This is a genomic window from Methylopila turkensis (genome assembly GCF_027922325.1).
GTDB classification, from domain to species: domain Bacteria; phylum Pseudomonadota; class Alphaproteobacteria; order Rhizobiales; family Methylopilaceae; genus Methylopila; species Methylopila turkensis.
Genome location: NZ_BSFL01000004.1, coordinates 101,763 through 128,462, shown reverse-complemented (window position 1 = coordinate 128,462; position 26,700 = coordinate 101,763). Strand labels below are relative to the sequence as shown.

Here is a 26,700-nt window from a genome sequence, read left to right as displayed (position 1 = left end):
GTTTCTCTTTCAATTATCCACACTGTCAAAGAACCCGCGACCAAAACCAGCCGCGTTCGGCCACCAGCGTCACCGCCGACAACCTCAAAAGTCATCCTCGCATCCGGCAAACACCGAACGCTCGGCGACACCTACAAGAGAGACTGTTGACCGGATCGCCGAGGCCCGCTGTTGGCCGCCCCGTCGTCCGGTGTGAGGGCTATGTATCCCCGCCCCTCCCGAGTGTCAACGCGATGTTTCGAAAAAATGACGCCTGGATGACCGCGGGCGCCTCATAGGAAGGCATTCGACCGCCTCCCGCGCCTGAAATCCGAACGCCTTCGCCTCTCCTCCGCGATCCGCCGAACACGTGGAGTCGGCGTCCCTAGAGCGGCGGACCTCCCGTCGCCAGGGCCGGATTCCGCCCCGGCCTGCGCGGCCGCTGGCGCCGTCGGCGAAGGATGCCTCCCCATCCGAGCGTCCGTAACCCGCTGGGATATAACGCAGATTCCGACGATTCGTCGACTCGCGCCCCTACCCTTCCGTCCACGCCCCAGGCCCTGCATGGACGAAATTCGGTTTCGCGTTGGCGTGGAGGAAAGGTCGGGTTAACTTGCGCGCCCAATCCGACCGTCGCCCCCCGAGGACAAGGCCGCCATCGTCTTGAACGCAGGACGCGCCCAGCGCAGCCATACGCCCGGCCCGGCCGCGATCGAGCTCGGGGTCGAGCCGCCTTTGCGGATCGGCGCCGGCGACGAGGGCCCGCCGGACCCCCGCGCGGTCAGTTTCCGCTGGCTCGCAGGCACGGTGCTGACCGGCATGGCCGGCGCGGGCCTGCTCGGCGGCGCGATCTATTCGACCCTCGAGAGCGAGACGCGCGGCGCGGACGCGCCGCGGCTGCTCGCCATGGTCGCCCGTCCCGACGGCGAGCGCCTCTCCGCGGGCTCGCGCAAGGGCGACCGTCTGACGCCGGACGCCGAAACGGTCTCGGCGCGGCAGGTGATTCGCGTCAGCGCCATCACCCGCCACGGCGCGCGGGAGGTGGTGAAGATGCGCCCGTTCGTGCGCGTCTCGGCGAGCCTTGCGCGCCAGCCGACCGACCGCGCCTCTGAGGTGCCGCCGTTCGATCCGTTGAAGGTGCTCGCGGAGGCACCGCAGGCGCGCGCGGCGACGCCGACCGATTCGGACGGCGACCTGTCCTTCGTGGTGAGCGACCTTGGCGGCCGCCGGATGGACGCGGACGAGGGCCCGACCGTTCCTCCGGTGGAGGTGCGCGCCCGGGTGCGCGAGGCGGCGGCTTTCGAGATGGCGTCGCGCTTCGAGCCGACGACCCAGCTGCCGCCGGGCGCGCAGAGCCGGCTCGCCTACGCCGCCGAGTCCATGGCGGCCGCGATCGGGACGCCGTTCGACGGCCGCGCCGCCGCCAACGTCACGCTCGTCGCCAAATCGGCGCCGACGCCGGACCTCGGCGCAGCCGGTCCCGGCGAACGCGCGATCCAGATCACGGCGGACGGCGCGCTCGAGGCCGCCCTGGTGGACCTCGCGGGGGCCGCGCCCGACGACGCCCGCGCGATCGCGCGGCGATTCGCCGGACGCGACGGCTACGGGCTCGCCGGCGTCAAAGCCGGCCAGCGGCTGAAGGTCCTCATGGGCCGCTCGGCCGCGCCGGGCCTGAACCGGCTGCAGCCGGTGCGCGCCAGCCTTTTCGAGTCCAGCGGCGAGCATGTCGGCTCGGTCGCGCTGTCGGACCAAGGCGACTATGTCGCGATCGCGGACATGGACGACTTCGCGGACGAGCCAAGCGCGGAGGAGATCGCCGACGAGGTCGCGCGGCCCGGCACGCCGAGCCGCATGCGGCTCTACAACGGTCTCTACGAAGCCGCCCTCAGGAACCAGGTGCCGAAGGGCGTCATCGACGAGATGGTCCGCATCGTGTCCTACGACGTCGACTTCAACCGCCCGGTCGGGGCCGGCGACAGCTTCGAGGTGTTCTACGGCGCCGACGACGAGCTCAACGGCGAGGGCGAGGTCGCCTACATGGCGCTCAGCCTCGCGGGCGAGCAACGGCGCTTCTTCCGCTACCTCACCGAGGACGACGGGCTCGCCGACTATTACGACGAGACCGGCAAGTCGGCGAAGAAGTTCCTGATGCGAAAGCCGATGAACGGCGGCGTCATGCGCTCCGGCTTCGGCTTCCGGCGCCATCCCGTGCTGGGCTACTCGAAGATGCACACCGGCGTCGATTGGTCGGCCCCGGTCGGCACGCCGATCGTCGCCTCGGGCAACGGCACGGTCGAGAAGGCCGGCTGGGCCAGCGGCTACGGCCGTCAGGTCGTGCTGCAGCACGCCAACGGGTATGAAACCACCTACAATCACATGTCCGCCATCGGCCGGGGCGTGACGCCGGGCTCGAAGGTGCGGCAGGGGCAGGTGATCGGCTTCGTCGGCTCGACCGGCCTCTCGACCGGGGCGCACCTCCATTACGAGGTGCTGGTCAACGGCCGCTTCGTGAACCCGATGAAGGTGAAGCTGCCGCGCGGGCGCGAGCTCGACGGCGAGATGCTGGTCGGCTTCCAGCGCGAACGCGAGCGCATTGAGGGGCTGCTCGGACGCGGCGGCTCCGCCAACGCGACCCGCGCGGCGAGCGTCGCGCAGGGCGGCTGAGTCGCGTCAGTCCTCGAATTCGCGGTCGTGGACGGCGGCGTCGGGCTTCTCCCGGTCGAGGCTCTCGCGGTAGCGAACGCAGCCGCGCAGGAAACGTGGCCAGGGCGGCACGGCGATGTCGGGCGCGATCCGCTCGGGCAGCAGCGCCCACAGGTCCGGATGATGCCAGCACAGGTCGTGACCGCTCGCATCCCGGTGGGCGCGGACGCCAGCGCGCAAGCGCCGGACCTCGTCCGCCAGCTCGTCGCGCGACATGCCGTCGAGATCGTCGTCCATCGTTCAACCCTCCGGCGCGCCGCCGCGGCCCGGACGATCCCGGACCGCGGCGCCGCCGGCGGGATCAGGCCGCCGCGGCGACCGCTCGCGGCCCGACCACCAGGCCGGAGCCGGTGGCGGTGACCGGCACATGCTGGCCGTCGCGCACGTCGCCCGCAAGGATCAGCTCGGCGAGCGGGTCCTGCACGTATTTCTGGATCACCCGCTTCAGCGGCCGCGCCCCGTAGGCCGGGTCGTAGCCCTTCTCGGCGAGCCAGTCGCGCGCGCTCTGATCCAGGTCGAGCGTGATCTTGCGGTCCTCCAGCAGGCGGCGCAGCCGGGTGAGCTGGATGTCCACGATCGCGCCCATCTGCTCCCGCTTCAGGCGGTGGAACAGCACGATGTCGTCCACGCGGTTCAGGAACTCCGGCCGGAAGTGCGACCGCACCACGGCCATCACCTCATCGCGCACGGCGTCGGTGTCCTCGCCGTCGGGCTGGTTGACCAGATACTCGGAACCGAGGTTCGAGGTCATGATCAGCAGCGTGTTGCGGAAGTCGACCGTCCGGCCCTGACCGTCCGTCAGGCGCCCGTCGTCGAGCACCTGCAGCAGGATGTTGAACACGTCCGGATGCGCCTTCTCGACCTCGTCGAACAGCACGACCTGATAGGGCCGGCGCCGCACGGCCTCGGTGAGCGCGCCGCCCTCCTCGTAGCCCACATAGCCGGGAGGCGCGCCGATCAGACGGCTGACGGCGTGCTTCTCCATGTATTCCGACATGTCGATGCGCACCATCGCCTGGTCGTCGTCGAACAGGAACGACGCCAAGGCCTTGGTCAGCTCGGTCTTGCCGACGCCGGTCGGCCCGAGGAACATGAACGAGCCGATCGGCCGGTTTGGGTCCTGCAGCCCGGCGCGGGCGCGCCGCACCGCGGTCGAGACCGCCTGCACCGCCTCGCCCTGGCCGACGACGCGCCTGGCGAGCTCGTCCTCCATGCGCAACAGCTTGGCGCGCTCGCCCTCCAGCATCTTGTCGACCGGCACGCCGGTCCAGCGCGAGACGATCTGGGCGATCGAATCGGGCGTCACGACCTCCTTCACCAGGTCGCCGGCGACCGCGCCCGCCTCCTCGGTCTCCTTCAGCTCGCGCTCGAGCTTCGGGATGACGCCATAGGCGAGCTCGCCGGCGCGGGCGAGATCGCCCTGCCGCTGCGCCTGCTCCAGCTCGGTGCGCGCCTTGTCCAGGTTCTCCTTGAGCGTCTGGGCGCGGCCGAGCTTGTCCTTCTCGTTCCGCCAGCGCGCGGTCAGCGCGTCGGCCTCCTCCTGCAGCTCGGCGAGCTCGGTCTCGAGCCTCACGAGCCGGTCCCGGGAGGCCTCGTCGGTCTCCTTCTTCAGCGCCTCGCGCTCGATCTTCAGCTGGATGATGCGGCGGTCGAGTTCGTCGAGCGCTTCGGGCTTCGAATCGACCTGCATCCTGAGCCGCGCCGAGGCCTCGTCGACGAGGTCGATCGCCTTGTCGGGCAGGAAGCGGTCGGTGATGTAGCGATCCGAGAGCGTGGCCGCTGCGACGAGCGCCGAGTCCGCGATCCTGACGCCGTGGTGCAGCTCGTACTTCTCCTTGATGCCGCGCAGGATCGAGATCGTGTCCTCGACCGTCGGCTGAGAGACGAACACGGGCTGGAACCGGCGGGCGAGAGCCGCGTCCTTCTCCACGTGCTTGCGGTACTCGTCGAGCGTGGTCGCGCCGACGCAGTGCAGCTCGCCGCGGGCGAGCGCGGGCTTCAGCAGGTTCGACGCGTCCATCGCGCCGTCCGCCTTGCCGGCGCCGACGAGCGTGTGCATCTCGTCGATGAACAGGATGATCCCGCCCGCCGCCGCCTGCACCTCGGACAGCACGGCCTTCAGCCGCTCCTCGAACTCGCCGCGGTACTTCGCGCCCGCGATCATCGAGCCGAGGTCGAGCGACAACAGCTTCTTGTCCTTGAGCGATTCCGGCACGTCGCCGTTGACGATGCGGAGCGCGAGACCCTCGACGATCGCGGTCTTGCCGACGCCGGGCTCGCCGATCAGCACGGGGTTGTTCTTCGTGCGCCGGGAGAGGACCTGGATGGTGCGGCGGATCTCCTCGTCGCGGCCGATGACCGGGTCGAGCTTGCCGTCGCGCGCCGCCTGGGTGAGGTCACGGGCATATTTCTTGAGCGCGTCGTAGGCGTTCTCGGCCGTCGCGGAATCCGCGGTGCGGCCCTTGCGCAGCTCCTCGATCGCCGCGTTCAGCGCCTGCGGCGTCACCCCCGCGGCGGCCAGCGCTTTGCCGGCGTCGGTGTCCTTCTCCAGCGCGAGGGCGGTCAGCAGCCGCTCGGCGGTGACGAACTGGTCGCCCGCCTTCTTGGCGAGCTGCTCGGCGGCGGTGAACACCCGCGAGGTGGCGGGCGCGAGATAGAGGTTGCCGCCGCCGGAGCCGCTGACCTGCGGCGCCTTGCGCAAGGCGGCCTCGACCGCGGCGCGGGCGTCGGCGGGTCGTCCGCCGGCGCGCTCGATCAGACCCGAAGCCAGGCCTTCGGGATCGTCGAGCAGCACCTTCAGCACGTGCTCGGGCAAAAGCTGCTGGTGGCCGGCGTTGGTCGCCGCCGTCTGCGCGGCCTGAAGAAACCCGCGGACGCGTTCAGTGTAGATTTCGGGGTTCATGCATCCCTCCTAACGAGCGCGCCGGACGAGCCGCCCCGCAAACGGCCCGGCGGCCGTCGCGTTGTCGGGCGGTAGACGGCGCCTCAACCGTTTCCCGCCCGACGGACGGGAGGAGGTCCCGGTTCGGCGACCTCCTGCCGCGATATGGGTGTTGCCAATTCATCACAAAAGGGGATGGTGGCACGATTGGCGGCGCGTTTCGTTGACCGCCGTCAAGGAGCATCGAATGTCTGCGACCCGTATCGTCGCGCTGCGGCGCTATCCCGTGAAGGGCCTCTCGCCGGAGGACCTCGCATCGGTCGATCTCGAGGCCGGGCGGCCGATCGCGGGCGACCGGGCCTTCGCGGTCGAGAACGGGCCGTCGGGCTTCGACCCCGCGCGGCCTGCGAAACTGCCGAAAACCCGCTTCCTGTGCCTGATGCGGAACGCGCGGCTCGCAGGCCTCCGGACCCGCTACGACGACGGACGGCTGACGATCGAGCGCGGCGGCGAGCTTGCGATCGAAGCGGACCTTCGTTCGAGCGACGGCCGCGATCAGGTGGAGGCCTGGTTGTCGGACTTCATGGGCGAGGAGCGTCGCGGCCCCCTGCAGGTGCTTCCGGCGCCGCAGGGCCACACCTTTTCCGACACCGCGCGCGGCGTCGTCTCGCTCATCAGCCACGGCAGCGTCGCCGCCGTCGCGGACATGATGGGACGGCCGGTGGATCCGCTGCGTTTCCGCGGCAACATCGAGATCGACGGCGCCGAGGCCTGGGCCGAGCTCGGCTGGGTCGGCCGCGAGCTCCGGATCGGCGACGTCCGGCTGAAGGTCACCGACCGCACCGTGCGCTGCGCGGCGACGGAGGTCGACCCGACGACCGCGGAGCGCGACCTTCCAATTCCCCGCACGCTGATGAAGACGCTCGGCCATGCCGATTGCGGCGTCTACGCCGAGGTGGTCGCGCCCGGCCGGATCGCCGTCGGCGACCCGGTGGAGCTGGCGTAGAGGCCGCGCGCCGTTACGCGGGCGCGGGCGTCGGGGCGGCGTCGCCGTCCTTGGCGGCCACGTGGCCGGATTCGCGGGCGAGTGGCATGATCCGCATCACGCCGATGAACAGCGCGAGCGCGACGGTCGCCGCGGCGCCGAGGCCGAGGAAGGCGACGCCGTAGCCGGTCAGGCCCGTCTCCACGCCGACCGCCGCCAGCCAGTCGCGCCCGCGCTCGACCATGACGCCGGCCGCGGTCGCGCTGAACGCCGCGCCCACGCCCTGCGCGGTCATCACCGCGCCGAGGCCGACGTTGAACCGACCGGTTCCGCGAAGAATGCGCGCGACCAGCGCCGGCGTGACGACGCCGAGGATGCCCGCGCCCACGCCGTCCAGCGCCTGCACCGGGATGGCGATCCAGGCCTCCGGCGTCGAGGCCGCGACGATCCCGCGGACCGGCAGGGCGACGAGCGCCGCGAACAGCAGCGGCGCATAGCCGTAGCGCTCGGCGATCCGGGCCGAGATCAGCGCCATCGGCACCATCACGGCCTGGGCGACGACCACCGCGATGCTGGTCCACAGCACAGCGTTGCCGAGACCGAGCGCCTCGATGCGCTGGCCGACGAGCGGCAGCATGGCGGCGTTGCCGAAATGGAACAGCATCAGGATCAAGCCGAAGGCGAGCAGCGCGGGCGTCTTCAGCAGCACGGCGTAGCCGGATTTCCCGTCGTCGGCTTCGCCGGGTTCGAGGCCGCGGGCCACCGCGTGGTCGATCGCGCTCTCGCGGATCGCGAGCGTCGCCGCGATCGAGGCCACCGCCATGATCGTCATGACGAAGAACACCGCCTCGACCCCGACGACGTAGGACGCGGCGGCGCAGGCCATGGCCGAGGCGACGTTGCCGCCATGGTTCGCAGCCTCGTTGCGGCCGACCTGGTGGGAGAACTCGGCCGGGCCGACGATGCCGAGCGTCATGGCCGCGATCGCGGGCGGGATCGCGGCGCCGGCGATTCCGGACAGCACCTGGCTAGCGGAGACGACGAAGAAGCTCGGATGAAACAGGATGGCGAGGCAGCTGATCGTGACCGCGAGCCCGGCGCCGATGGTCACCAGCCGCTTGCGACGAGTCGAATCCACGAAGGCGCCCAGCGGCGTGGTGGCGAGCATGCCGGCGAGGCCGCCGATCGTCAGGACGAGGCCGATGTCGATCGGCGACCAGGACCGACCTTGGAGGAAGATGGCGAGGTAGGGGCCGAGCCCGTCCCGGACGTCGGCCATGAAGAAGTTCAGGGCGGTGAGCGCGGTGACCGTGTTCATCAGATCCGACCGTTCCGGGTGACGTTCCGGCGTCGGAGATGTCGCGCGGCGTGGCGGCGAAAAGCGGCGCCGCGCGCGCGGAGTAAAATAAAAGAGAGGCCGGGGTCGCCCCCGGCCTCTCAAGAGGCTTCCGCGATGTCCGCGGGTCTGAAAGCGCTTACTCCGAAGCGGTTTCGCCCGCCGGAGCGTCGGCCGGAGCCGCCTCGCCGTCGGCGGCGCGACCGCGGCCGTAACGGCGGCGGCGGCCGCGTCCGGCGGCGCGCGGGGCGTCATCGCCCTCGGCGGTCTCGGGAACGTCCGGCGACGTGGCGACCGGCGCGGCCTCGATCACGGGCTCCGGCTCCGGCGCGGGCGACGGCGCAGGGGTCGCGACCTCGCCGACGAAGGCCGGCTGCGGCGTGGAGCCGGTGATGAACGCCGGCAGACCGCCGACATTGGCCGTCTCCTCGGCGCGCTCGCCGCGCTCCTGCCATTCGCCGCGCGGCTGGCGTTCGCCGCGCTCGGGGCGGTCCTGCCGGTCGCGGCGCTCGTTGCGGTCGAACCGGCGCGGCTGGTCGCCTTCGCGTCCGTTGGCGTAACCGTTGCGGCCGCCATTGCCGTTGGCGCCGGCGCCGTTGCGCGCCGGCCCGTTGTAACCGTGCTGGCCGCCATTCGCCGGAGCGGGAGCGGGAGCCGCAGCCTGCGGCTGGAAGCCGGCCTCGCCTTCGGGCTCCTCGTCGAAGTCCAGCGGATCGGCGAAATCGTCGGCGTCCGCGCGCACGAAGGTCTGATGGGGCTGATACTGCGCCTGCGCCGCGGCCAGCAGGCGGTAGTAATGCTCCGCGTGCTGGAGGTAGTTCTCCGCGGCGACGGGATCGCCGGAAGACTGCGCGTCGCGCGACAGCTGCACGTACTTGTCGGCGATGGTGCCGGCCGTGCCCCGGATCTTCACATCCGGCCCGTTCGACTCATAAGAGCGCGTCAGCGGATTGGGACCCTTGCCGCCCCCACCACCGCCGCCACCGCCGCCGCCTCCACCGCCGCGGTTGCGACCGCGAAGGCGCTTCGATTGTCCTTGCCTCATGGCGTTCAAATCAGCACTCGTTCTGTTCTGAGGGCCCTGACGGCCGGGAACCGACGAGACTTCGGCCCGCCTGCGCGCCGCGCTTATGCGACGGCCGCCGATCCAGACTTCGCCGCACGCCGGAGGCGCGCGCGAGACCGGACCACGCGCCGCTCCGCGACCAAACATCGCGATGCGGCGGGCAAGCGTGATCGAAGCTGTGCGTCGATCTTCCAAAGCATGTTCAGCGCACGTTTGCGCGAACCGCTTCGAAACTATCCGTCCATCGCTCTCTGGCCGTCGCGCAAGGCGACGCGGGCGTCGGACGATTCCGACGCCGAACATAGCGTCCCGCCCTTCGCTTTCCAAGGGGTTTTTGGCGCTAACAATCGCCTAAGGGGAGACGCGGCCGAGCGCGAGCGCCCGCGGCACGCCGCCGAGGTCGCGACGCGCAGGGCCGAGGACGGCGAGGCCGGCGGCCCGCGCCAGCGCGGCGACGTCGTTCTCCTGACCTGCGCCGAGCTCGAGCACGGCCACGCCGTCCGGCGCCAGCAGCCTCGGCAGGTCGGCGACGATGGCGCGGTAGGCGTCGAGGCCGTCCGCGCCGCCGTCGAGCGCGGCGAGCGGATCGTGCTGCCGCACCTCGACGTCCAGACCGCCGATCTCGGCGCTCGTGATGTAGGGCGGGTTGGAGACGACGAGATCGAAGCCGCCCCTGAGCGCGGTCGCCCAGTCGCCCGCCAGAAAGGCGGAGCGCGCGCCGAGACCGAGCGCCGCCGCGTTGGCGCGCGCCGCGGCCGCCGCCTCCGCCGAACGGTCGACCCCGACCCCGAAGGCGTTCGGACGCTCGTTCAGGAGGGCCAGAAGGATGCAGCCGGTTCCGGTCCCGAGATCGGCGATCGCGAGCGCACGGTCGCGGGGACCCGCGCGCTGCAACGCCTCCTCGACGAGGGTCTCGGTGTCGGGACGCGGCGTCAGCGTCGCCGGCGCAAGCGCCAAGTCGAGCCCCCAGAACTCCCGCCGCCCGAGAATGCGCGCGATCGGCTCCCCGGCGAGACGGCGGTCGACGAGCGCGGCGAGCGCGGCGACCGCTTCCTGCGGCGCCGGCGCGTCGGCGCGCGCGATCATCCCGGCGCGGTCGAGGCCGAACGCCTCGCCCGCCAGCACGCGGGCGTCGAGGTCCGGCGTGTCCACGCGGGCTTCGGCGAGACGGGCGGCGGCCTCCCGCAACGCCCGGCCGATCGTCACGCCGCCGCGTCCTCGGCGGCGAGCAGGCGGGCGCGCTGCTCGGCGGCGAGCGCGTCGATCAGTTCGCCCAGCGCCTCGCCCGCGATCACGTCGTCGAGCTTGTAGAGCGTGAGGTTGATCCGGTGGTCGGTGACGCGCCCCTGCGGGAAATTGTAGGTGCGGATGCGCTCGGAGCGGTCGCCGGACCCGACCTGCACGCGGCGGGCGTCGGCGCGGGCGACGTCGACCCGCTCGCGCTCGATATCATAGAGCTTGGCTCGCAGCAGCGCGATCGCGCGGGCGCGGTTTCGGTGCTGCGAGCGCTCGTCCTGCACCGCGACCGCGATGCCGGTCGGCAGATGCGTGACGCGCACGGCGGATTCGGTCTTGTTGACGTGCTGGCCGCCAGCGCCTTGCGCGCGGAACACGTCAAAACGCAGCTCCGAGTCGTCCAGCGCGACGTCGACCTCCTCCGCCTCCGGAAGCACCGCGACCGTCGCGGCGGATGTGTGGATGCGGCCCGAGCCCTCGGTCGCGGGCACCCGCTGGACGCGGTGCACGCCGGATTCGAACTTCAGCCGGCCATAGGCCCCCGCCCCCGCGATCTCGGCGACGATCTCCTTGTAGCCGCCCATCGCGCCCTCGCTCGCGGACAGCACCTCGACCTTCCAGCCGCAGGCGTCGGCGTAGCGCTGGTACATCCGGAACAGATCGCCCGCGAACAGCGCGGCCTCGTCTCCGCCGGTGCCGGCCCGAACCTCGAGGATGACGCCGCGGGCGTCGGCCTCGTCCTTGGGCAGCAGCTCGAGCTGCAGCGCCGAAGCCGCCGCGTCGCGGCGGGCGGCGGCCTCCTCGCGCTCGGCGGCGGCGAAGGCGCGCATATCGGCGTCGCTCGCGGGATCGGCGGCGATCTGGTCGAGATCGGCGATCTCCGCCTCGATCGCGCGCAGCGCGTCGATCGCCTCGACGACCGGCGCGAGATCGGCCCGCTCGCGCCCGAGCTTCGCCAGCGCGGAGCCGTCGGTGGTCGCGCCGAGCGCATGCTCCACGGCGGCGAACCGCTCGAGCACGGCGTCGAGCCGATCGTTCGGAAGATCGACGGTCACGGTTCGACCTGCAGTCCCCGCTTCGCGGCGTAGGCGCCGAGCGCGGCCCGCAGGCTGGTTGGCCCGTCCGCGGCGGCGAGCAGCGGATCGACCAGGGCGCGCAGCTCGCCGACGTCGAGGTCGAGCAGCGCGGCCTTCACCGGGCCGACCGCCGCGGGCGAAACCGACATCGAACGGTATCCGATCGCGACCAGCGTCATCGCCTCCAGCGGCCGCGCCGCCATCTCCCCGCACAGCGTCACCAGCGTGCCGTGGCGCCGGCCAACCTCGGCCACCTGCCGTAGCGCACGCAGGAAAGCTACGTCGAGCGTGTCGAAACGGTTCGCGACGCGCGCGTTGCCGCGGTCCACCGCGTAGAGGAACTGCATCAGGTCGTTCGAGCCGACCGACATGAAATCGACGCGGCGCGCGATCTCGTCGAGGTTGAACAGCAGCGACGGCACCTCGACCATGACGCCGAGCCGGATCTGCGCCGGCGCGCGATGACCATGGGTTTCGAGCCGCGCGCGCTCGCGCTCCACGACGGAGCGCGCCTCGTCGAACTCGGCGACCGAGGCGACCATCGGGAACATGATGCGCAGCTCCCGGCCGGAGGCGGCGCGCAGCATCGCCCGCACCTGGGTCCGCAGCAGCGCCGGCCGGTCGAGCCCGAGCCGGATCGCGCGCCAGCCGAGCGCGGGGTTCTCCTCCGGCTCCTGGCGCATGTAGGGGAGGATCTTGTCGCCGCCGACGTCGAGGGTGCGGAAGCTGACGGGCTTTCCCCCCGCCGCCTCGAGCACCGAACGGTACAGCGCCTCCTGGGCCGAGGTCTTCGGCAGCGAGGAGGCGACCATGAACTGCAGCTCGGTGCGGAACAGGCCGACGCCGTCGGCGCCGGTCTCCTCGATGTGCGGCAGGTCGACCAGCAGGCCGGCGTTGAGCAGCAGCGAGACGTCCACGCCGTCGCGGGTGCGGGTCGGCAGGCCGCGGAGCGCGCGGTACTGCTCCTGGCGGCGGGCGCGGAACCGCACCTTGTCGGCGTAGGAGCGCTCGACGTCGGGCGTCGGGCGAACATGGACCTCGCCCGAGACGCCGTCGACGATGATCGGATCGCCGGCCTCCACCAGCCCGGTCGCGTTCTCGAGCTGGCCGACGGCGGCGATGCCGAGCGCGCGGGCCACGATCGCCACATGGCTGGAGCCGGAGCCTTCCTCCAGCACCAGCCCGCGCAGGCGCGAGCGGTCGTAGTCGAGCAGCGCCGCCGGTCCCATCGAGCGCGCCACGACGATGGCGTTCTCCGGCAGTTCGGTGACCGCCGGAGCCATGCCCTGCCCCGGCGAGGTCAGCTCGCGCAGCAGGCGGTTCGCGAGATCGTCGAGGTCGTGCAGGCGCTCCCGGAGATAGGGGTCGGTCTGGCGCTGCATGCGCGCGCGTGTGTCGGACTGGACGCGCTCGACGGCGGCCTCGGCGGTGAGGCCGGTCAGCACCGCCTCCTGCAGCCGCTTGCCCCAGCCTCGGTCGTTCGCGAACATGCGAAACGCCTCGAGCACGTCGCGGTGCTCGCCGGCGCGGGCGACGTCGCCCTCGTCGAGCAGCACGTCGATCGACGCCCGGAGATTGGCGAGCGCGGCGTCGAGGCGCTTGAGTTCGGCGTTGGCGTCCTCGGCGATGAAGTTCTTCACCACCACGCGCGGCTCGTGCAGCACGACGTGGCCAAGGCCGATGCCCTCCGACAGCGCGACGCCGCCGGCATGGGTGGGCCGCCGCCCCACGGGCTCGACGCCGCCGCCGGGCGTCGCGAGCTCGCCGCTCGCGATCATCTCGGCGATGACCATCGCCGTCGTCTGCAGCGCCTCGATCTCCTCGTCGGAGTAGGAGCGGTGCGCCTTGTTCTGCACCACCAGCACGCCGAGCGTGTTGCCCGCGCGCAGGATCGGCACGCCCATGAACGAGTGGTAGATCTCCTCGCCCGTCTCAGGCTTGTAGGAGAAGGACGGGTGCGACTGCGCGTCGGACAGGTTGACCGGCTCGGCCTCGTCCGCGACCAGACCGACGAGGCCCTCGCCCTTGCGCATGGTCGTCAGGTGGACGGCGGCGCGGTTCAGGCCTTCGGTGGCGTATAGCTCGAGGTCGCCGTCGACGCGCAGCACGTAGACCGAGCAGACCTCGGCCACCATGTTGGCGGCGATCAGAACGACGATGCGGTCGAGGCGCTCCTGGGCCGTGACCGGCTCCGCCATGACCTCCCGCAGCCGGCGCAAAAGCACGCGCGGGCCGCCATACGCGCCTCGCATCTTCCGCTCTCCGGATCGGGGGCCGCCCCTTGCCTCCGCGGCCGGGGGCGCGTCGCCACGCCTGCCGCGGTCAGGCCTTGTCGAGCCCGTATACCGAATGGAGCGTTCGGACGGCAAGCTCGGTGTAGGCCGCGTCGATAAGCACCGAGATCTTGATCTCGGACGTGGTGATGGCGCGGATGTTGACGCCGCGCTTCGCCAGCGCCTCGAACGCCTGCGCCGCGACGCCGGCGTGGCTGCGCATGCCGATGCCGATGACCGAGACCTTGCAGACCTCCGCCGCCGTGTTGAGGGCCGCGAAGCCGATCTCGGACTTACGGGTCTCGAGGATCTCCACCGCGCGCGCCTGGTCGGAGGTCGGCAGCGTGAAGGTGATGTCGGTGGTGCGGCCGTCCTCGGAGATGTTCTGGACGATCATGTCCACGTTGATCGCCGCTTCGGCCAGCGGGCCGAACACGCCCGCGGCGACGCCCGGCTTGTCCTCCACCCGGCGGAGCGTGATCTGGGCCTCGTCCTTGGAATAGGCGATGCCGGTGACGACCTGATGTTCCACGATCTCGTCCTCGTCGCAGATGAGCGTTCCGGGGGGCAGGCCGTTCGGGCCGACCTGCGGCGCGTCCGGCGCGTCGAAGCTCGACCGGACGAACACCCGGACCTTGTGCACCATGGCCATCTCGACCGAGCGCACCTGAAGCACCTTGGCCCCGAGCGAGGCCATTTCGAGCATCTCCTCAAAGGCGATGCGGTCGAGCCGCTGGGCCTTCGGGACGATGCGGGGATCGGTCGTGTAGACGCCGTCGACGTCGGTGTAGATGTCGCAGCGGTCGGCGCCGACCGCGGCGGCGATCGCCACCGCGCTGGTGTCGGAGCCGCCGCGCCCGAGCGTCGCGATGCGGTTGTCGGGGGCGAGGCCCTGGAAGCCGGCGATCACCGGCACCTGCCCGTCCGTCAGCCGGGAGATCAGGGCCGTGCCGTCGATCGATTCGATGCGGGCGGAACCGTGGGTCTTGTCGGTGAGCAACGGGATCTGCCAGCCCTGGAACGAGCGCGCCGGCACGCCCATGCCCTGCAGCACGATCGCGAGCAGGCCGGACGTCACCTGCTCGCCCGACGCGACGATGGCGTCGTACTCGCGGGCGTCGTGGATCGCGCCGGCCTCGCGGGTCCAGGCGACGAGCTGGTTGGTGGCGCCCGCCATGGCCGAAACCACGACCGCGACCTCGTGTCCGGCGTCGATCTCGCGTTTGACATGGGCCCCGACGTTGCGGATGCGCTCCACGTTCGCGACGGACGTGCCGCCGAACTTCATTACGATGCGGGCCATGGACGGAATCGGACTCGGGACTGGCGGAAGGCCGGGCGCGAAAAACCCGCGTCCGGAAAAAGGCGCGTATAGATAGCCGCCGGCCTTGGCCGACACAACGCCGGAGACGAGCCTTCGATGACGACGCCTGACGCCGCCAGTCTCGACCGCGACGAAGTCGCCCGTTTCGACGCGCTGGCGTCGCGCTGGTGGGACCCCAACGGTCCCATGAAGCCGCTCCACCGCTTCAACCCGGCCCGCGTCGCGATCTTCCGGGACGCCGCCGCGGCGCAGTTCGGCCGCGACGCGCGCGCGATCCGGCCGCTCGGCGGGCTGACGCTGCTCGACGTCGGCTGCGGCGCCGGCGTGCTGGCCGAGCCGCTGGCCCGGCTTGGGGCGGAGGTGACGGGGATCGATCCGGCGGCCGACCTCATCCCGGTCGCCGAGGCGCACGCCGCCGACGCCGGCCTCGCCATCGCCTACCGCGCGGCGGCCGCCGAGACGCTGGTCAGGGAAGGGGCAGCGTTCGACGTCGTCGTGGCCTCCGAGGTGGTCGAGCACGTCAACGACGTGCCCGGCTTCGTCGCGACGCTGGCAAAGCTGGTCAAGCCCGGCGGGCTGCTGCTGCTGTCGACCATCAACCGCACACCCCTCGCCCATGCGCTCGTCATCGTCGGGGCGGAGTACGTGCTGCGCTGGCTGCCGAAGGGCACCCACACCTACGAGAAGTTCGTCACTCCAGACGAGCTCACGGCGGCCTGCGCCGCGGCGGGACTGGAGCGCACGGAGCTTCGCGGCATCCGTTTCAATCCGCTCCGCAACGTCTGGACGCCGAGCTCCGACACGGCGGTGAACTACGCGCTGGCGGCCGCGCGGCCTGGCTGAACGCCCTTCTCCTCGACCGGGACGACGTCCACGGAATGGCGCGTCTTCTGCGGGCCCGCCGTGATGAGCACCCCGTCGATCGGCGCCACGTCGGAATAGTCGCGCCCGACCGCCACCACCACGTGGTCGTTCAGCACGGTCATGGCGTTGGTCGGATCGAACCCGCGCCAGCCGAGCTCGTGCCCCAGCCAGACGTTGACCCAGGCGTGCATGGCGTCGGCGCCCGCGAGCCGCGGCTTGCCCTCGGGCGGAATGGTGCGCAGGAAGCCGCTGACATAGGCCGCCGGCACGCCGATTCCCCGCAGGCTGCCGATCATGATGTGCGCGAAATCCTGGCAGACGCCCTCGCGCGCGGCGAAGGCCTCCAGCACGGGCGTGTCGACCGTGGTCGCGCCGGGCTTGTAGGTGAAGTCTTTCCGGATCTGTTCGGCGAAGCGCAGCATCGCCGTGCCGACCGGCTCCTCCGGGTCGATCGCGGCGCGGGCGTATTCGGTCAGCGGCTCCGAGAGGCGCACGATCCGGCTGTCGCCGAGATAGTGCATCGGCCCCTGCCCGGTCGCGTCGCGCGCGACGAAGGCCGCCTCGACGACCTCGGCGACCGTCGGCGTGGCGTCGAGATCGGGAAGCTCGCGCGTGACCCTCACCCGCGCCTTCATGGTGACGGACAGCGCCTCGTGCGGCGGGAACAGCAGCACGTGGTCGAGCGCGTTGCCGAAGAAATCCTGCTCGCGCAGCGTCTCGTCGGGCCGCGGCCGGATGGCGAGCTGGGTCGAGAGCGTGTCCTGCCCGAGCTCGACGCTCGGCCGCACGCGCAGGATGTGCCGCGCGTCCTTGACCTCGGACGGGTAGTCGTAGGCGATGACGAGCTCGAGGTCGTAGATCATTCCGCCTCCAGCCGGTCGAAGCCCTGCTGCGGGGCGGCCGCGAAATAGCGTTGCGACAGCAGATCGGAGATCGCGCCGCAGTCGGAGGCGACGCGCGCCAGGAAGGCCCCCGTCACCTCGTCGGCGTCGCCGGTCGCCAGCCGCACCTGCAGCCGCGCGGTGCGTCGGAACACCGGATCGGGCGCTTCGCCGCGCCGCATCCCCGGCAGTTCGTCGAGCAGGGCCTTGAAAGCGTTGACCTGGAAGGCGACCGAACGCGGGTTCAGCGGATCGAGCACGACAAGGTCGAGCACGGTGGAGCGCGACAGGTCCACGGAGTAGCGGCGGCGGTAGGTGACGCGGCTGTCGGTGAACTCGAGCAGCGCCTCGAGACCGCCCTCGGGTATCTTGTCGGAGGCGAGCGCCGCCGCGACCAGCGCCGTGTTCTGTCCGCGCTCCACCCGCCGGCCGAACTGCAGGAAGCGCCAGCCCGTGAACTGGTACATATTGTCGTGCACGAGGCCGGCGAAGCCCGCGAGCCGCGTCAGCACGCCGCTCGCAAGCCCGGCCAGGTCGCCCGGCTCCGGCGCCGCGCGGTAGGCCTCGATCATGTCGACGACCTCGCTCAGCACCCGCCAGCCGTCGGGCGAGAACCGGTCGCGGATGCGGGAGGCCGTGGCGAAGGCCTGGCCTGCGAGCTCCAGCAGGCCGCCGGAGGCGTCGCCGACCATGGCCTCGACGCCGATCTCGGCGAGCAGCTCGCCGACCGCGGCTTCGAGCGCGCCGGCGCGCTCGCCCTCCGCGAGCCGAGCGGCATGCAGGCGCACCAGCCGGGTCGCGGCTTCGGCCCGCTCCACGTAGCGGCCAAGCCAGAACAGGTTGTCGGCGGCGCGGGCCGGCGGCGCGCTCGGCAGACGGCGCGCGAAGCCCGCGCGGCGCTCCGTCAGCAGCGAGACCTGGCGCTCCTCGCGCTCCGACGGCACCCAGACGTCGACCGAATGACCGCCGGACTGCATCGACACCGCGAGCGGGTCGCGTGAGCTCGACACCCGCGCGAAACCGCCGGGCATCACCCGCCAGCCGTCCTCGCCGCGGGCCAGGAAAACGCGCAGCGTCACGGGTCGCGCCTGCAGCTTGCCCTCGACGAAGACCGGCGCGGTCGAAAGGCCGACGATCTCCTGCCCGACGACGTTGACGCCGTCGCCGGCGAGCTCGTCGAGCAGCCGATCCGAGGCCGAGCGCCTGATGCCGAGGTCCAGCGGCTGGCGTCGCTCGCCGCCGCCCGAGGCCGGCGGAAATGCCGCCGCGAGCGACAGCCGGTCGCGGCGTTCGGAGACGTAGGCGCGCTCCGCTTCCTGCCCGCACCACCAGGTGGCGACGGTCGGAAGCTTGAGCTCTTCGCCGAGCAGCGCGCGGGCGAGCGCCGGCTGGAAGGCAAGCAGCGCGCGGGTCTCCAGTATCCCGGAGCCCAGCGCGTTCACGAGCTCGACCGCGCCGGCGCGGACGGCGCGGACGAGCCCCGGCGTGCCGATGCGCGAGCGCGGGAACAACTCCAGCGGATCGGCGAAGTCCGAATCGAGCCGCCGCCACAGCACGCGGATCGGCTTGGAGCCGTCGACGGTGCGCACCTCGACGGACGAGCCGTGCACCGCAAGGTCGCCGCCCTCGAGAAGCAGGAATCCGAGATAGCGCGCGAGGTAGGCGTGCTCGAAATAGGTCTCGTTGTGCGGCCCCGGCGTCAGCAGCGCGACGCGAAGCCCGCGGGCGTCGTCGAGCCCGTAGAGCGTCTCGCGGAACTTCTGGAAGAAGCCCGCGATGCGCTGGATCTTCAGGTCGCGGGCGAGGTCCGGGAAGGCGCGCGAGGTCGCGACCCGGTTCTCGAGCGCGAAGCCGGCGCCGGAGGGCGCCTGGGTCCGGTCGCCCAGCACCCACCAGCGCCCGTCGGGCCCGCGCCCGAGGTCGACCGCGATGAAGCGGATCAGCGGCTGGCCCGAGCGACCCTGGTCGGCGAGCGGCCGCAGGAACTCAGGGTTGCGCCCGAGGATGGCGGGCGGCAGCACGCCGTCGCGCACCAGCCGGCGCTCGCCGTAGAGGTCGCCGATCAGCCGCTCGAGGAACTCGGCGCGCTGGACGAGGCCCGCTTCGAGCTGCGCCCATTCGGAGGCGCCGATGATCAGCGGCGGGTGCGCGAGCGGCCAGTCGCGGGTGTGGCGGCCGTCGTCGGCGCCGCCATAGACTTGATAGAACACGCCGGCTTCGCGCAGATATTGCGCAGCGCTGCCGAACCGGCGCGCCCGCTCCGCCTCGCTCATGCGCGCGAGCGCCGCGATCAGCGGCCGGTAGTGAGGCCGCACCTGCCCGTCGGGGCCGCGCATCTCGTCATAGACGCCCGCAGGCGGCCCGTATCCGCGCAGCAGGTCGCCCGCAACGGCACGCGGCGGCGCTTCGAGGGTCTTGGTGTCGGGCACGGCGGTTTCGGATGCTCCAGGCGTGGCCGCATCATGGCGCCGGCGGCGGCCGATTGCGACCGTCTCCGGCGACGCCCCGCCGCTCGGGCCTGCGGCGTCAGGCCGCGAAGCGCGGCGGACGACGCAGGTCGAGCGTATGCGGGAAGCCCGGATCGGGCGCCTCGATCACCGGCTCGTAGACCCCGGCGGTGTGGCCGATGTCCTCGAACCGCGCGAGCCTCCGCGCTTCCGCCTCGTAGGCGTTGACCGGGAAGGTGTCATAGTTGCGCCCGCCGGGATGGGCGACGTGGTAGACGCAGCCGCCGATCGAGCGTTTGGACCACTTGTCGTAGATGTCGAAGGTCAGCGGCGCATGCACCGGAATCGTCGGATGCAGGCCGGATGCAGGCTGCCACGCCTTGAACCGCACGCCGGCGACCAATTCGCCGGCGCCGCTTCCCGGCCCGAGCGGCAGGGCGCGCCCGTTGCAGGTCACGATATGGCGGGCGGGATCGGCGTTGGTGAGCCGGACCTGCAGCCGCTCGACCGACGAATCGACGAACCGCACCGTGCCGCCGATCGCGCCGGTCTCGCCCATCACGTGCCAGGGCTCCAGCGCCTGCCGCAGCTCCAGCGCGACGCCCTCGCGCTCGATCCGGCCGCAGAACGGAAAGCGGAACTCGGCCTGCGCCTCGAACCACTCCGCCCGCAGCGGATAGCCCGAGCGCTTCAGGTCCTCGAGCACGTCGAGGAAATCCGCCCACACGAAGGCCGGCAGCATGAAGCGGTCGTGCAGGCGCGTGCCCCAGCGCACGAAGGAGCCCTGCGCCGGCTCGCGCCAGAACTTCGCGATCAGCGCGCGGATCAGCAGCTGCTGCGCGAGGCTCATGCGGGCGTCTGGCGGCATCTCGAAGCCGCGGAACTCGACGAGGCCGAGCCGGCCGGTCGGTCCGTCCGGCGAATAGAGCTTGTCGATGCAGATCTCGGAGCGGTGGGTGTTGCCGGTGACGTCGATCAAAAGGTTCCGGAACAGCCGGTCCACCAGCCAGGCCGGCGGCGGCCAGCCCTCGCCCGGCGCAGGCACGTTCGCCATGGCGATCTCGAGCTCGTAGAGCTGGTCGTGGCGGGCCTCGTCGATCCGCGGCGCCTGGCTCGTCGGGCCGATGAACAGGCCGGAGAACAGGTAGCTGAGCGAGGGATGGCGCTGCCAGTGCAGCACCAGCGACTTCAGCAGGTCCGGCCGGCGCAGGAACGGGCTGTCGAGCGGCGTCGCGCCGCCGACGACCACGTGGTTGCCGCCGCCGGTGCCCACATGCTTGCCGTCGATCATGAACTTGTCGGCCCCGAGGCGCGACTGGCGCGCGTCCTCGTAGACGCCGGTGGTGATCTCCACCGCCTGACGCCACGACGCGGCCGGGTGGACGTTGACCTCGATCACGCCCGGATCAGGCGCGACGCGGATCACGTTGACGCGCGGGTCGTGCGGCGGGGCGTAGCCCTCGATCTGCACCGGCAGGTCGTTCTGGTCGGCCGCGTCCTCGATCGCGGTGAGCAGGTCGAGATAGGCCTCGACCGACTCCATCGGCGGGATGAAGACGCAGAGCTTGCCGTCGCGCGGCTCGACCGACAGCGCGGTGCGGACATAGCCGACGATCTCGTTCTGCATCGTCGGCGGCGCCTGCCAGACCGGCTGGTCGGGCGTCGAGATCTGCCGCTGGCGATGGGCGATCGCGATCTCGCCCGGGTCCGGCAGCGGCTCCAGCTCGCGCACCGGATCGGTCGGGAAGAAATAGGGGAACTGGGAGCTGGTGAGATAGGGCAGCGCGCCGAGCGGCAGGCGGTAGCCGAGCGCGCTGTCGCCCGGCGACAGGAACAGCTTGCCGCGCCGCGTGCCCCAGCGCTCCGACACCCAGCGCAGCCCCTGCGCCTGCCACGCCTGGATCGGCAGCACATAGCCCGCCGGCGTGGTCAGCCCGCGGTCGAACACGCGCGCGATGCGGGCGCGCTCCTCGGCGTCGGCGAGCTTCGGGTTGGACGGATCGACGTTCTCCGGAAGCTGCGCCTCGCGCACCAGCCAGTAGGATGGGTCCTCGAACGCCGGCTGCGCGTTGTCGCGCGGCACGCCGAGCCGCGCCGCGATCTCGGTCGCGAGCGTCTCGGCGCCGGCGATGTCGGCCGCGGCCGAGGTGTTTTCCCGCGCGATGAGGTCCGGATTCTTCCAGATCGGCTTACCGTCCCGGCGCCAGTACAGCGAGAAGGTCCAGCGCGGCAGGGTCTCGCCGGGATACCATTTGCCCTGCCCGTAATGCAGGAAGCCGCCCGGCGCGAAACGGTCGCGCAGCCGGCGGATCAGGTCGTCGGCGAGCGCCCGCTTCTGCGGGCCGGTCGCGTCGGCGTTCCATTCGGCCGACTGGAAGTCGTCGATCGACACGAAGGTCGGTTCGCCGCCCATGGTCAGGCGCACGTCGTTGGCGGCGAGTTCGGCGTCGACTTTCTCGCCCAGCGCGTCGAGCGCCGCCCAGCTCTCGTCGGAGAACGGGAACGACACGCGCGGACGCTCGGCCACGCGGTCCACCGTCATGTCGAAGGCGAAATCGACCTCGGCGAAGCTCGCGGCCCCAGAGATCGGCGCGGCGGAACGGTAGTGCGGCGTGGCGGCGAGCGGCACGTGGCTTTCGCCGGTGAGCAGGCCGGAGGTGGCGTCGAGGCCGATCCAGCCGGCGCCGGGCAGATAGACCTCCGCCCAGGCGTGCAGGTCGGTGAAGTCGACCGTCGTGCCGGCCGGCCCGTCGAGCGCGACCCGGTCCGGCTTGAGCTGGATCAGGTAGCCGGAGACGAACCGCGCGGCGAAGCCCAGCCGGCGCAGCGTCTGCACCAGGAGCCAGGTGGTGTCGCGGCAGGAGCCGGAGGCGAGCTCCAGCGTCTCCTCGGGCGTCTGCACACCCGGCTCGAGCCGGATGAGGTACTTGATGCGCTGCGACAGCACGCGGTTGAAGTTCACGAGGAAGTCGACCGTCCGCGTCTCGCTGCGGTCGATCTCGGCCAGGAACGTCTCGAGCCGCGGTCCGAGCGGCTCGGCCTCGAGATAGGGCTTCAGGTCGGACTTCAGATCCGCGGCGTAGTCGAACGGCCAGCTCTGCGCGCTGTCTTCGACGAAGAAGTCGAAGGGATTGTAGACCGTCATGTCGGCCAGCAGGTCGACCTCGACCTTGAACTCGGTCGTCGGCTCCGGGAACACGAAGCGCGCGAGGTAATTGCCGAACGGATCCTGCTGCCAGTTGATGAAGTGGTTCGCCGGCGTGACCTTCAGCGAGTACGACGGGACCTTGGTGCGGGAATGCGGCGCCGGGCGGAGCCGGATCACCTGCGGGCCGAGGGTGACGGGACGGTCGTACTTGTAGTGCGTGACGTGGTGCAGGGCGGCGAGGATCGACATGGATCGGGTAGCGGACTCCGTGGGCGGGCGCGCTCATCCTAACCCTCGACCGCGCCGCAGCAAGCCGCCCAGACGGCGGGCGCCGAGGCGCCGGCGCACATATTGCAGGCGCCGGGTCGATTTCCAGGAACCGCCGCCTGGTCACGCGCATTTCAGCGTCGCGCGCGCCGCCGCGAGCGTCTCCAAGGATCGACCCTATGAAACTGTTCTCCTGCCCCTCCTGCCGGCATGTCGTGTTCTTCGAGAACGTCGTCTGCGAGCGCTGCAACCATGCGCTCGGCTACGAAGCCGGGTCGAACCAGATGCTGGCGCTCGAACATGCCGACGCCGCATGGCGCTCGGTCGGCGACAGGGCCGACGACCGGCCGTGGCGGTACTGCGCGAACTATGAGCACGGCGTCTGCAACTGGCTCGTGCCGGCGGACGGTCCGGACGCGTTCTGCCAGACCTGCCGCCACAACCTGACGGTGCCGAACGTGGCGGAGGGCAACAATCTCGCGCTCTGGCAGAAGATGGAGGTGGCGAAGCGCCGGCTGTTCTATTCGCTGCTGCGGCTCGACCTGCCGCTCCAGACCCGCGTCGAGCACCCCGAAGGTCTCGGATTCCAGTTTCTCAGCAACGATCCCAACAGCGCGCAGCACGTGATGACCGGCCATGACGATGGGCTGATCACCATCGCGCTCGCCGAAGCCGACGACGCCGAGCGCGAAATCCGCCGCACCTCTATGGGCGAGCCCTACCGCACCCTGCTCGGGCATTTCCGGCACGAGGTCGGCCACTGGTACTGGGACCGCCTGGTGCGCGACGGCGGCGCGCTCGAACAGTGCCGCGCGGTGTTCGGCGACGACAGCCAGGATTACGATCAGGCTCTGCAGGCGCATTACGCCAACGGGCCGAAGCCCGGTTGGCAGAACGAGTTCGTCTCGCATTACGCCGCGGCCCACCCGTGGGAGGACTTCGCCGAGACCTGGGCGCATTACCTCCACATCACCGACACGCTCGACACCGGTCGGTCGTGGGGCTTCAAGGTCGATCCGCGCGTCGACCGTGAGGACCTGCTGACCGCGGAGATCGACTTCAACGCCTTCTCGGCCAAGACGCCGATCCGCGAGATCAGCGAGTCCTGGCTCGCGCTGTCGTCGGCGCTGAACGCGCTCAACCGCTCGATGGGCCTCGCGGACGCCTACCCGTTCGTGCTGTCGGAGCCGGTGATCGCGAAGCTCGGCTTCATCCACGATCTGGTTCATGGCCGGGTCGGCACGGCGTCGGAGTCGACCGGCGAAGCGACCGCGGTCCCGCAGCAGCAGACCGCGCCGGAACGCCTCAGCGCGTGACCCGTCACGTCTAGGGCGACGGCCGCCTAAACGGTCCTTTCGCCTTTCGGGCGCAGCATCTTCTGCTGTGGCTCGAAGGGGGGACGGCAGGCATGAGCGCGTCGATGGCGGTCACGGCCCTGCAGGGGCTGGTTCTGGTGGTTCTCGCGGGTCTCGTCGCGCGGCGCGTTCTTCGAAAGCGTCGGCGCGGCAAGCCGGATCGTGGGGCGGACGGCGGCTATGCCGGCGGCGATTACGCGCATCGTTCTAGGGACGGCGATGGCGGCGGTGATTGCGGCGGCGACGGTGGAGGCGGCGGGGATTGACCGCCGTCGCGCCCCGCGGACCCAAAAAAAAGGCGGCCCGGAGGCCGCCTTTCGCATTTTCAGTCCCGCGGGAGCGCGAGCCTCACTCGGCCGCTTCCTCGCGACGGCGACGTCCGCCGCCGCGGCGACCGCCGCCGGAACGCTCCTCGCCGCCCTCGGAGGCGTCGGCCGGAGCCGCCTCGCCGCCCTCGGACGTCTTGCCCTCGAGGTCTTCGCCGGTGGTCTGGTCGACGACCTTCATGGAGAGGCGGGTCTTGCCGCGGTCGTCGAAGCCCATGAGCTTCACCTTGACCTTGTCGCCCTCCTTGAGGACGTCGGAGACCTTGGCGACGCGGTCGCGGCTGATCTGCGACACGTGGACCAGGCCGTCCTTGGCGCCGAAGAAGTTCACGAAGGCGCCGAACTCGACCACCTTCACGACCGTGCCGTCATAGACCACGCCGACTTCCGGATCGGAAGCGATCGACTTGATCCAGTTCAGCGCGGCGGTGATCGCCTTGCCGTCGCTGGAGGCCACCTTCACGGTGCCGTCGTCCTCGATGTTCACCTTGGCGCCGGTCTTCTCCACGATCTCGCGGATGACCTTGCCGCCGGTGCCGATCACTTCGCGGATCTTGTCGGTCGGGATCTTGATGACCTCGATGCGCGGCGCGTACTCGCCGAGCTCGGTGCGGCCGGCCGCGATCGCCTTGGACATCTCGCCGAGGATGCCGAGACGGCCGTCCTTCGCCTGGGCGAGGGCGACCTTCATGATCTCCTCGGTGATGCCGGCGATCTTGATGTCCATCTGCAGCGCGGTGACGCCCTGCTCGGTGCCGGCCACCTTGAAGTCCATGTCGCCGAGATGGTCCTCGTCGCCGAGGATGTCGGAGAGCACCGCGAACTTCTCGTCCTCTAGGATCAGGCCCATGGCGATGCCCGCCACCGGACGCTTCAGCGGCACGCCGGCGTCCATGGCCGAGAGCGAGGCGCCGCAGACCGAGGCCATCGACGACGAGCCGTTGGACTCGGTGATCTCGGACACGATGCGCAGCGTGTAGGGGAACTCGTCCGCCTTCGGCAGCATCGGGTGGATCGCCCGCCAGGCGAGCTTGCCGTGGCCGACTTCACGACGTCCGGGCGCGCCCATGCGGCCGGTCTCGCCCACCGAATAGGGCGGGAAGTTGTAGTGGAGCAGGAAGCGCTCCTTGTAGGTGCCGCCGAGCGAGTCGATGAACTGCTCGTCCTCGCCGGTGCCGAGCGTCGCGACCACGAGGGCCTGCGTCTCGCCGCGGGTGAAGATGGCCGAGCCGTGGGTGCGCGGCAGCACGCCCACTTCCGCCAGGATCGGGCGGACGGTGGTCAGGTCGCGGCCGTCGATGCGGATCTTGTCGTCCAGGATGCCCCAGCGGACGATCTTGGCCTCGAGCTCCTTGAACACCGCGCCGAGCTTCAGCGGATCGACCGGGTTCTCGGCGCCCTCGCCGGAGAAGGCGGCCAGCGCCTTCTTCTTCGCGGCGCTGACGGCGTCCTGACGGTCCTGCTTCTTCTTGATCTTGTAGGCTTCGCGGAGGTCGCCCTCGACCAGCGCGCGCAGCTTGTTCTCGAGCTCGGAGACGTCCTCGACCTGATGGTCGCGCGGCTCCTTAGCGGCCTTCTCGGCCAGGCGAATGATGGCCTCGATCACGGGCTGGAAGCCCTTGTGGCCGAACATCACGGCGCCGAGCATGACCTCTTCGGACAGCTCCTTGGCTTCCGACTCGACCATCAGCACGGCGTCCTGGGTGCCGGCGACCACGAGGTCGAGGGCCGAGCCCTCCATGCGGTCGGCGACCGGGTTCAGCACGTATTCGCCGTCGATGTAGCCGACGCGGGCGCCGCCGATCGGGCCCATGAACGGCACGCCCGAGAGCGTCAGCGCGGCGGAGGCGCCGATCATGCCGACGATGTCGGCGTCGTTCTCGAGGTCGTAGGACAGGACCGTGACGACGACCTGGGTCTCGTTCTTGTAGCCATCCGCGAACAGCGGGCGGATCGGACGGTCAATCAGGCGGGAGGTGAGCGTGTCCTTCTCGGTCGGGCCGCGCTCGCGCTTGAAGTAGCCGCCGGGGATGCGGCCCGCGGCGTAGTACTTCTCGGTGTAGTTCACCGTCAGCGGGAAGAAGTCGACGCCGGCCTTCGGCGCCTTGGCCGAGACGGCGGTGGCGAGCACGGTGGTCTCGCCATAGGTGACGAGCACGGCGCCGTCGGCCTGGCGGGCGACATGGCCCGTCTCAAGCGTCAGCGTGCGGCCGGCCCATTCGATCTTCTCGCGATGAATCTCAAACATTCTCTGTCCTAACGGTCATAGGACCGGGACAGCCGTCGGGCAGTCTGAAAGCCACGGGCAAGACGGCGCGGCGCTTGCTCCCAAGCCTCCAGGCCGGCGCGGTCCGAACGTCGGACGTCGCGTCGACCTTTCCGGCGGTGCGGCGTCCGAAACGTCGGACGTCGCAGAAGCGCCCTGCGATCCTGCCCCATGGCGTCCGGGGCCCGATGGCCTCCCGGATCCCTTTGCTTGCATGGCGCCGGCGCCCCATTGCGCCAACGGCCTTGTCTTACGATCAAGCCGCGGATCGGACCGCGGCCTCTGCG

At 71.0% G+C, this 26,700-nt stretch carries 17 protein-coding genes; 5 read left to right on the top strand and 12 right to left on the bottom strand.

Annotated features, from left to right (window positions below):
* Positions 1–642: 642 nt before the first annotated feature.
* The gene (locus tag PKE78_RS16965) at positions 643–2,643 is read left to right on the top strand and encodes a M23 family metallopeptidase (protein ID WP_271202111.1); all 2,001 of its coding nucleotides are present in this window, start codon (positions 643–645) and stop codon (positions 2,641–2,643) included.
* Positions 2,644–2,649: 6 nt separating this feature from the next.
* Here PKE78_RS16965 and PKE78_RS16960 read toward each other — a convergent pair whose 3' ends face one another.
* Together PKE78_RS16960 and clpB are read right to left on the bottom strand one after the other, a co-directional pair.
* Positions 2,650–2,919, bottom strand: coding sequence for a hypothetical protein (locus tag PKE78_RS16960; protein ID WP_271202110.1), 270 nt, complete (start codon positions 2,917–2,919; stop codon positions 2,650–2,652).
* A 64-nt stretch (positions 2,920–2,983) separates the two neighbouring features.
* Entirely contained in the window at positions 2,984–5,584 is a 2,601-nt protein-coding gene (clpB, locus tag PKE78_RS16955) for an ATP-dependent chaperone ClpB (protein WP_271202109.1), read from the bottom strand.
* Between the two features lie 226 nt (positions 5,585–5,810).
* On the opposite strand from clpB, the gene PKE78_RS16950 reads away from it, so the two are divergent.
* The gene (locus PKE78_RS16950) at positions 5,811–6,569 is read left to right on the top strand and encodes an MOSC domain-containing protein (protein ID WP_271202108.1); all 759 of its coding nucleotides are present in this window, start codon (positions 5,811–5,813) and stop codon (positions 6,567–6,569) included.
* 13 nt (positions 6,570–6,582) lie between these two features.
* On the opposite strand, the gene PKE78_RS16945 is transcribed toward PKE78_RS16950, so the two are convergent.
* From PKE78_RS16945 to PKE78_RS16920, 6 genes are all read right to left on the bottom strand, one after another.
* On the bottom strand, positions 6,583–7,866 hold the full coding sequence (locus PKE78_RS16945) for an MFS transporter (protein ID WP_271202107.1): 1,284 nt from the start codon (positions 7,864–7,866) through the stop codon (positions 6,583–6,585).
* A gap of 157 nt (positions 7,867–8,023) precedes the next feature.
* Positions 8,024–8,929 carry a DUF4167 domain-containing protein gene (locus tag PKE78_RS16940; RefSeq protein ID WP_271202106.1) on the bottom strand — a complete coding sequence of 302 codons (906 nt, stop codon included), beginning with the start codon at positions 8,927–8,929 and terminating at the stop codon, positions 8,024–8,026.
* 372 nt (positions 8,930–9,301) lie between these two features.
* On the bottom strand, positions 9,302–10,156 hold the full coding sequence (gene prmC, locus PKE78_RS16935) for a peptide chain release factor N(5)-glutamine methyltransferase (protein ID WP_271202105.1): 855 nt from the start codon (positions 10,154–10,156) through the stop codon (positions 9,302–9,304).
* Positions 10,153–11,241 (bottom strand): peptide chain release factor 1, encoded by a 1,089-nt coding sequence (gene prfA, locus PKE78_RS16930; protein WP_271202104.1) that lies wholly within the window; start codon positions 11,239–11,241, stop codon positions 10,153–10,155. Before prfA ends, prmC begins: the two co-directional genes overlap by 4 nt.
* Positions 11,238–13,514 (bottom strand): phosphoenolpyruvate--protein phosphotransferase, encoded by a 2,277-nt coding sequence (ptsP, locus tag PKE78_RS16925; protein ID WP_271202103.1) that lies wholly within the window; start codon positions 13,512–13,514, stop codon positions 11,238–11,240. Before ptsP ends, prfA begins: the two co-directional genes overlap by 4 nt.
* Before the next feature lie 70 nt (positions 13,515–13,584).
* Entirely contained in the window at positions 13,585–14,838 is a 1,254-nt protein-coding gene (locus PKE78_RS16920; protein WP_271202102.1) for an aspartate kinase, read from the bottom strand.
* Between the two features lie 117 nt (positions 14,839–14,955).
* Here PKE78_RS16920 and ubiG point away from each other — a divergent pair, with 117 nt between their 5' ends.
* Complete coding sequence (gene ubiG / locus PKE78_RS16915) at positions 14,956–15,702, top strand: bifunctional 2-polyprenyl-6-hydroxyphenol methylase/3-demethylubiquinol 3-O-methyltransferase UbiG (protein WP_271202101.1); 747 nt, start codon at positions 14,956–14,958, stop codon at positions 15,700–15,702.
* Here ubiG and PKE78_RS16910 read toward each other — a convergent pair.
* The 3 genes from PKE78_RS16910 to PKE78_RS16900 form a co-directional block, all read right to left on the bottom strand.
* Positions 15,672–16,586 carry a transglutaminase family protein gene (locus tag PKE78_RS16910; RefSeq protein WP_271202100.1) on the bottom strand — a complete coding sequence of 305 codons (915 nt, stop codon included), beginning with the start codon at positions 16,584–16,586 and terminating at the stop codon, positions 15,672–15,674. The two genes, ubiG and PKE78_RS16910, sit on opposite strands and share 31 nt — an antisense overlap.
* The gene (locus tag PKE78_RS16905; RefSeq protein WP_309299120.1) at positions 16,583–19,033 is read right to left on the bottom strand and encodes a circularly permuted type 2 ATP-grasp protein; all 2,451 of its coding nucleotides are present in this window, start codon (positions 19,031–19,033) and stop codon (positions 16,583–16,585) included. Before PKE78_RS16905 ends, PKE78_RS16910 begins: the two co-directional genes overlap by 4 nt.
* 97 nt (positions 19,034–19,130) lie before the next feature.
* On the bottom strand, positions 19,131–22,448 hold the full coding sequence (locus PKE78_RS16900) for a transglutaminase family protein (RefSeq protein ID WP_271202099.1): 3,318 nt from the start codon (positions 22,446–22,448) through the stop codon (positions 19,131–19,133).
* A 197-nt stretch (positions 22,449–22,645) separates the two neighbouring features.
* On the opposite strand from PKE78_RS16900, the gene PKE78_RS16895 reads away from it, so the two are divergent.
* Both PKE78_RS16895 and PKE78_RS16890 read left to right on the top strand, forming a co-directional pair.
* Positions 22,646–23,782 carry a zinc-binding metallopeptidase family protein gene (locus PKE78_RS16895; protein ID WP_271202098.1) on the top strand — a complete coding sequence of 379 codons (1,137 nt, stop codon included), beginning with the start codon at positions 22,646–22,648 and terminating at the stop codon, positions 23,780–23,782.
* A 92-nt stretch (positions 23,783–23,874) separates the two neighbouring features.
* A complete protein-coding gene (locus PKE78_RS16890; RefSeq protein WP_271202097.1) occupies positions 23,875–24,087 on the top strand; it encodes a hypothetical protein in 213 nt (70 codons plus the stop codon).
* 82 nt (positions 24,088–24,169) lie between these two features.
* Here PKE78_RS16890 and pnp read toward each other — a convergent pair whose 3' ends face one another.
* The gene (gene pnp, locus PKE78_RS16885) at positions 24,170–26,395 is read right to left on the bottom strand and encodes a polyribonucleotide nucleotidyltransferase (protein ID WP_271202096.1); all 2,226 of its coding nucleotides are present in this window, start codon (positions 26,393–26,395) and stop codon (positions 24,170–24,172) included.
* Between the last annotated feature and the right edge of the window lie 305 nt (positions 26,396–26,700).

Coding starts and splice junctions, on each gene's coding strand:
- PKE78_RS16900 (WP_271202099.1), bottom strand. CDS start 22,448: ATGTCGATCCTCGCCGCCCTGCACCACGTCACGCACTACAAGTACGAC.
- pnp (WP_271202096.1), bottom strand. CDS start 26,395: ATGTTTGAGATTCATCGCGAGAAGATCGAATGGGCCGGCCGCACGCTG.
- PKE78_RS16910 (WP_271202100.1), bottom strand. CDS start 16,586: ATGATCTACGACCTCGAGCTCGTCATCGCCTACGACTACCCGTCCGAG.
- PKE78_RS16950 (WP_271202108.1), top strand. CDS start 5,811: ATGTCTGCGACCCGTATCGTCGCGCTGCGGCGCTATCCCGTGAAGGGC.
- PKE78_RS16920 (WP_271202102.1), bottom strand. CDS start 14,838: ATGGCCCGCATCGTAATGAAGTTCGGCGGCACGTCCGTCGCGAACGTG.
- PKE78_RS16945 (WP_271202107.1), bottom strand. CDS start 7,866: ATGAACACGGTCACCGCGCTCACCGCCCTGAACTTCTTCATGGCCGAC.
- clpB (WP_271202109.1), bottom strand. CDS start 5,584: ATGAACCCCGAAATCTACACTGAACGCGTCCGCGGGTTTCTTCAGGCC.
- PKE78_RS16890 (WP_271202097.1), top strand. CDS start 23,875: ATGAGCGCGTCGATGGCGGTCACGGCCCTGCAGGGGCTGGTTCTGGTG.
- PKE78_RS16940 (WP_271202106.1), bottom strand. CDS start 8,929: ATGAGGCAAGGACAATCGAAGCGCCTTCGCGGTCGCAACCGCGGCGGT.
- PKE78_RS16960 (WP_271202110.1), bottom strand. CDS start 2,919: ATGGACGACGATCTCGACGGCATGTCGCGCGACGAGCTGGCGGACGAG.
- ubiG (WP_271202101.1), top strand. CDS start 14,956: ATGACGACGCCTGACGCCGCCAGTCTCGACCGCGACGAAGTCGCCCGT.
- ptsP (WP_271202103.1), bottom strand. CDS start 13,514: ATGCGAGGCGCGTATGGCGGCCCGCGCGTGCTTTTGCGCCGGCTGCGG.
- PKE78_RS16895 (WP_271202098.1), top strand. CDS start 22,646: ATGAAACTGTTCTCCTGCCCCTCCTGCCGGCATGTCGTGTTCTTCGAG.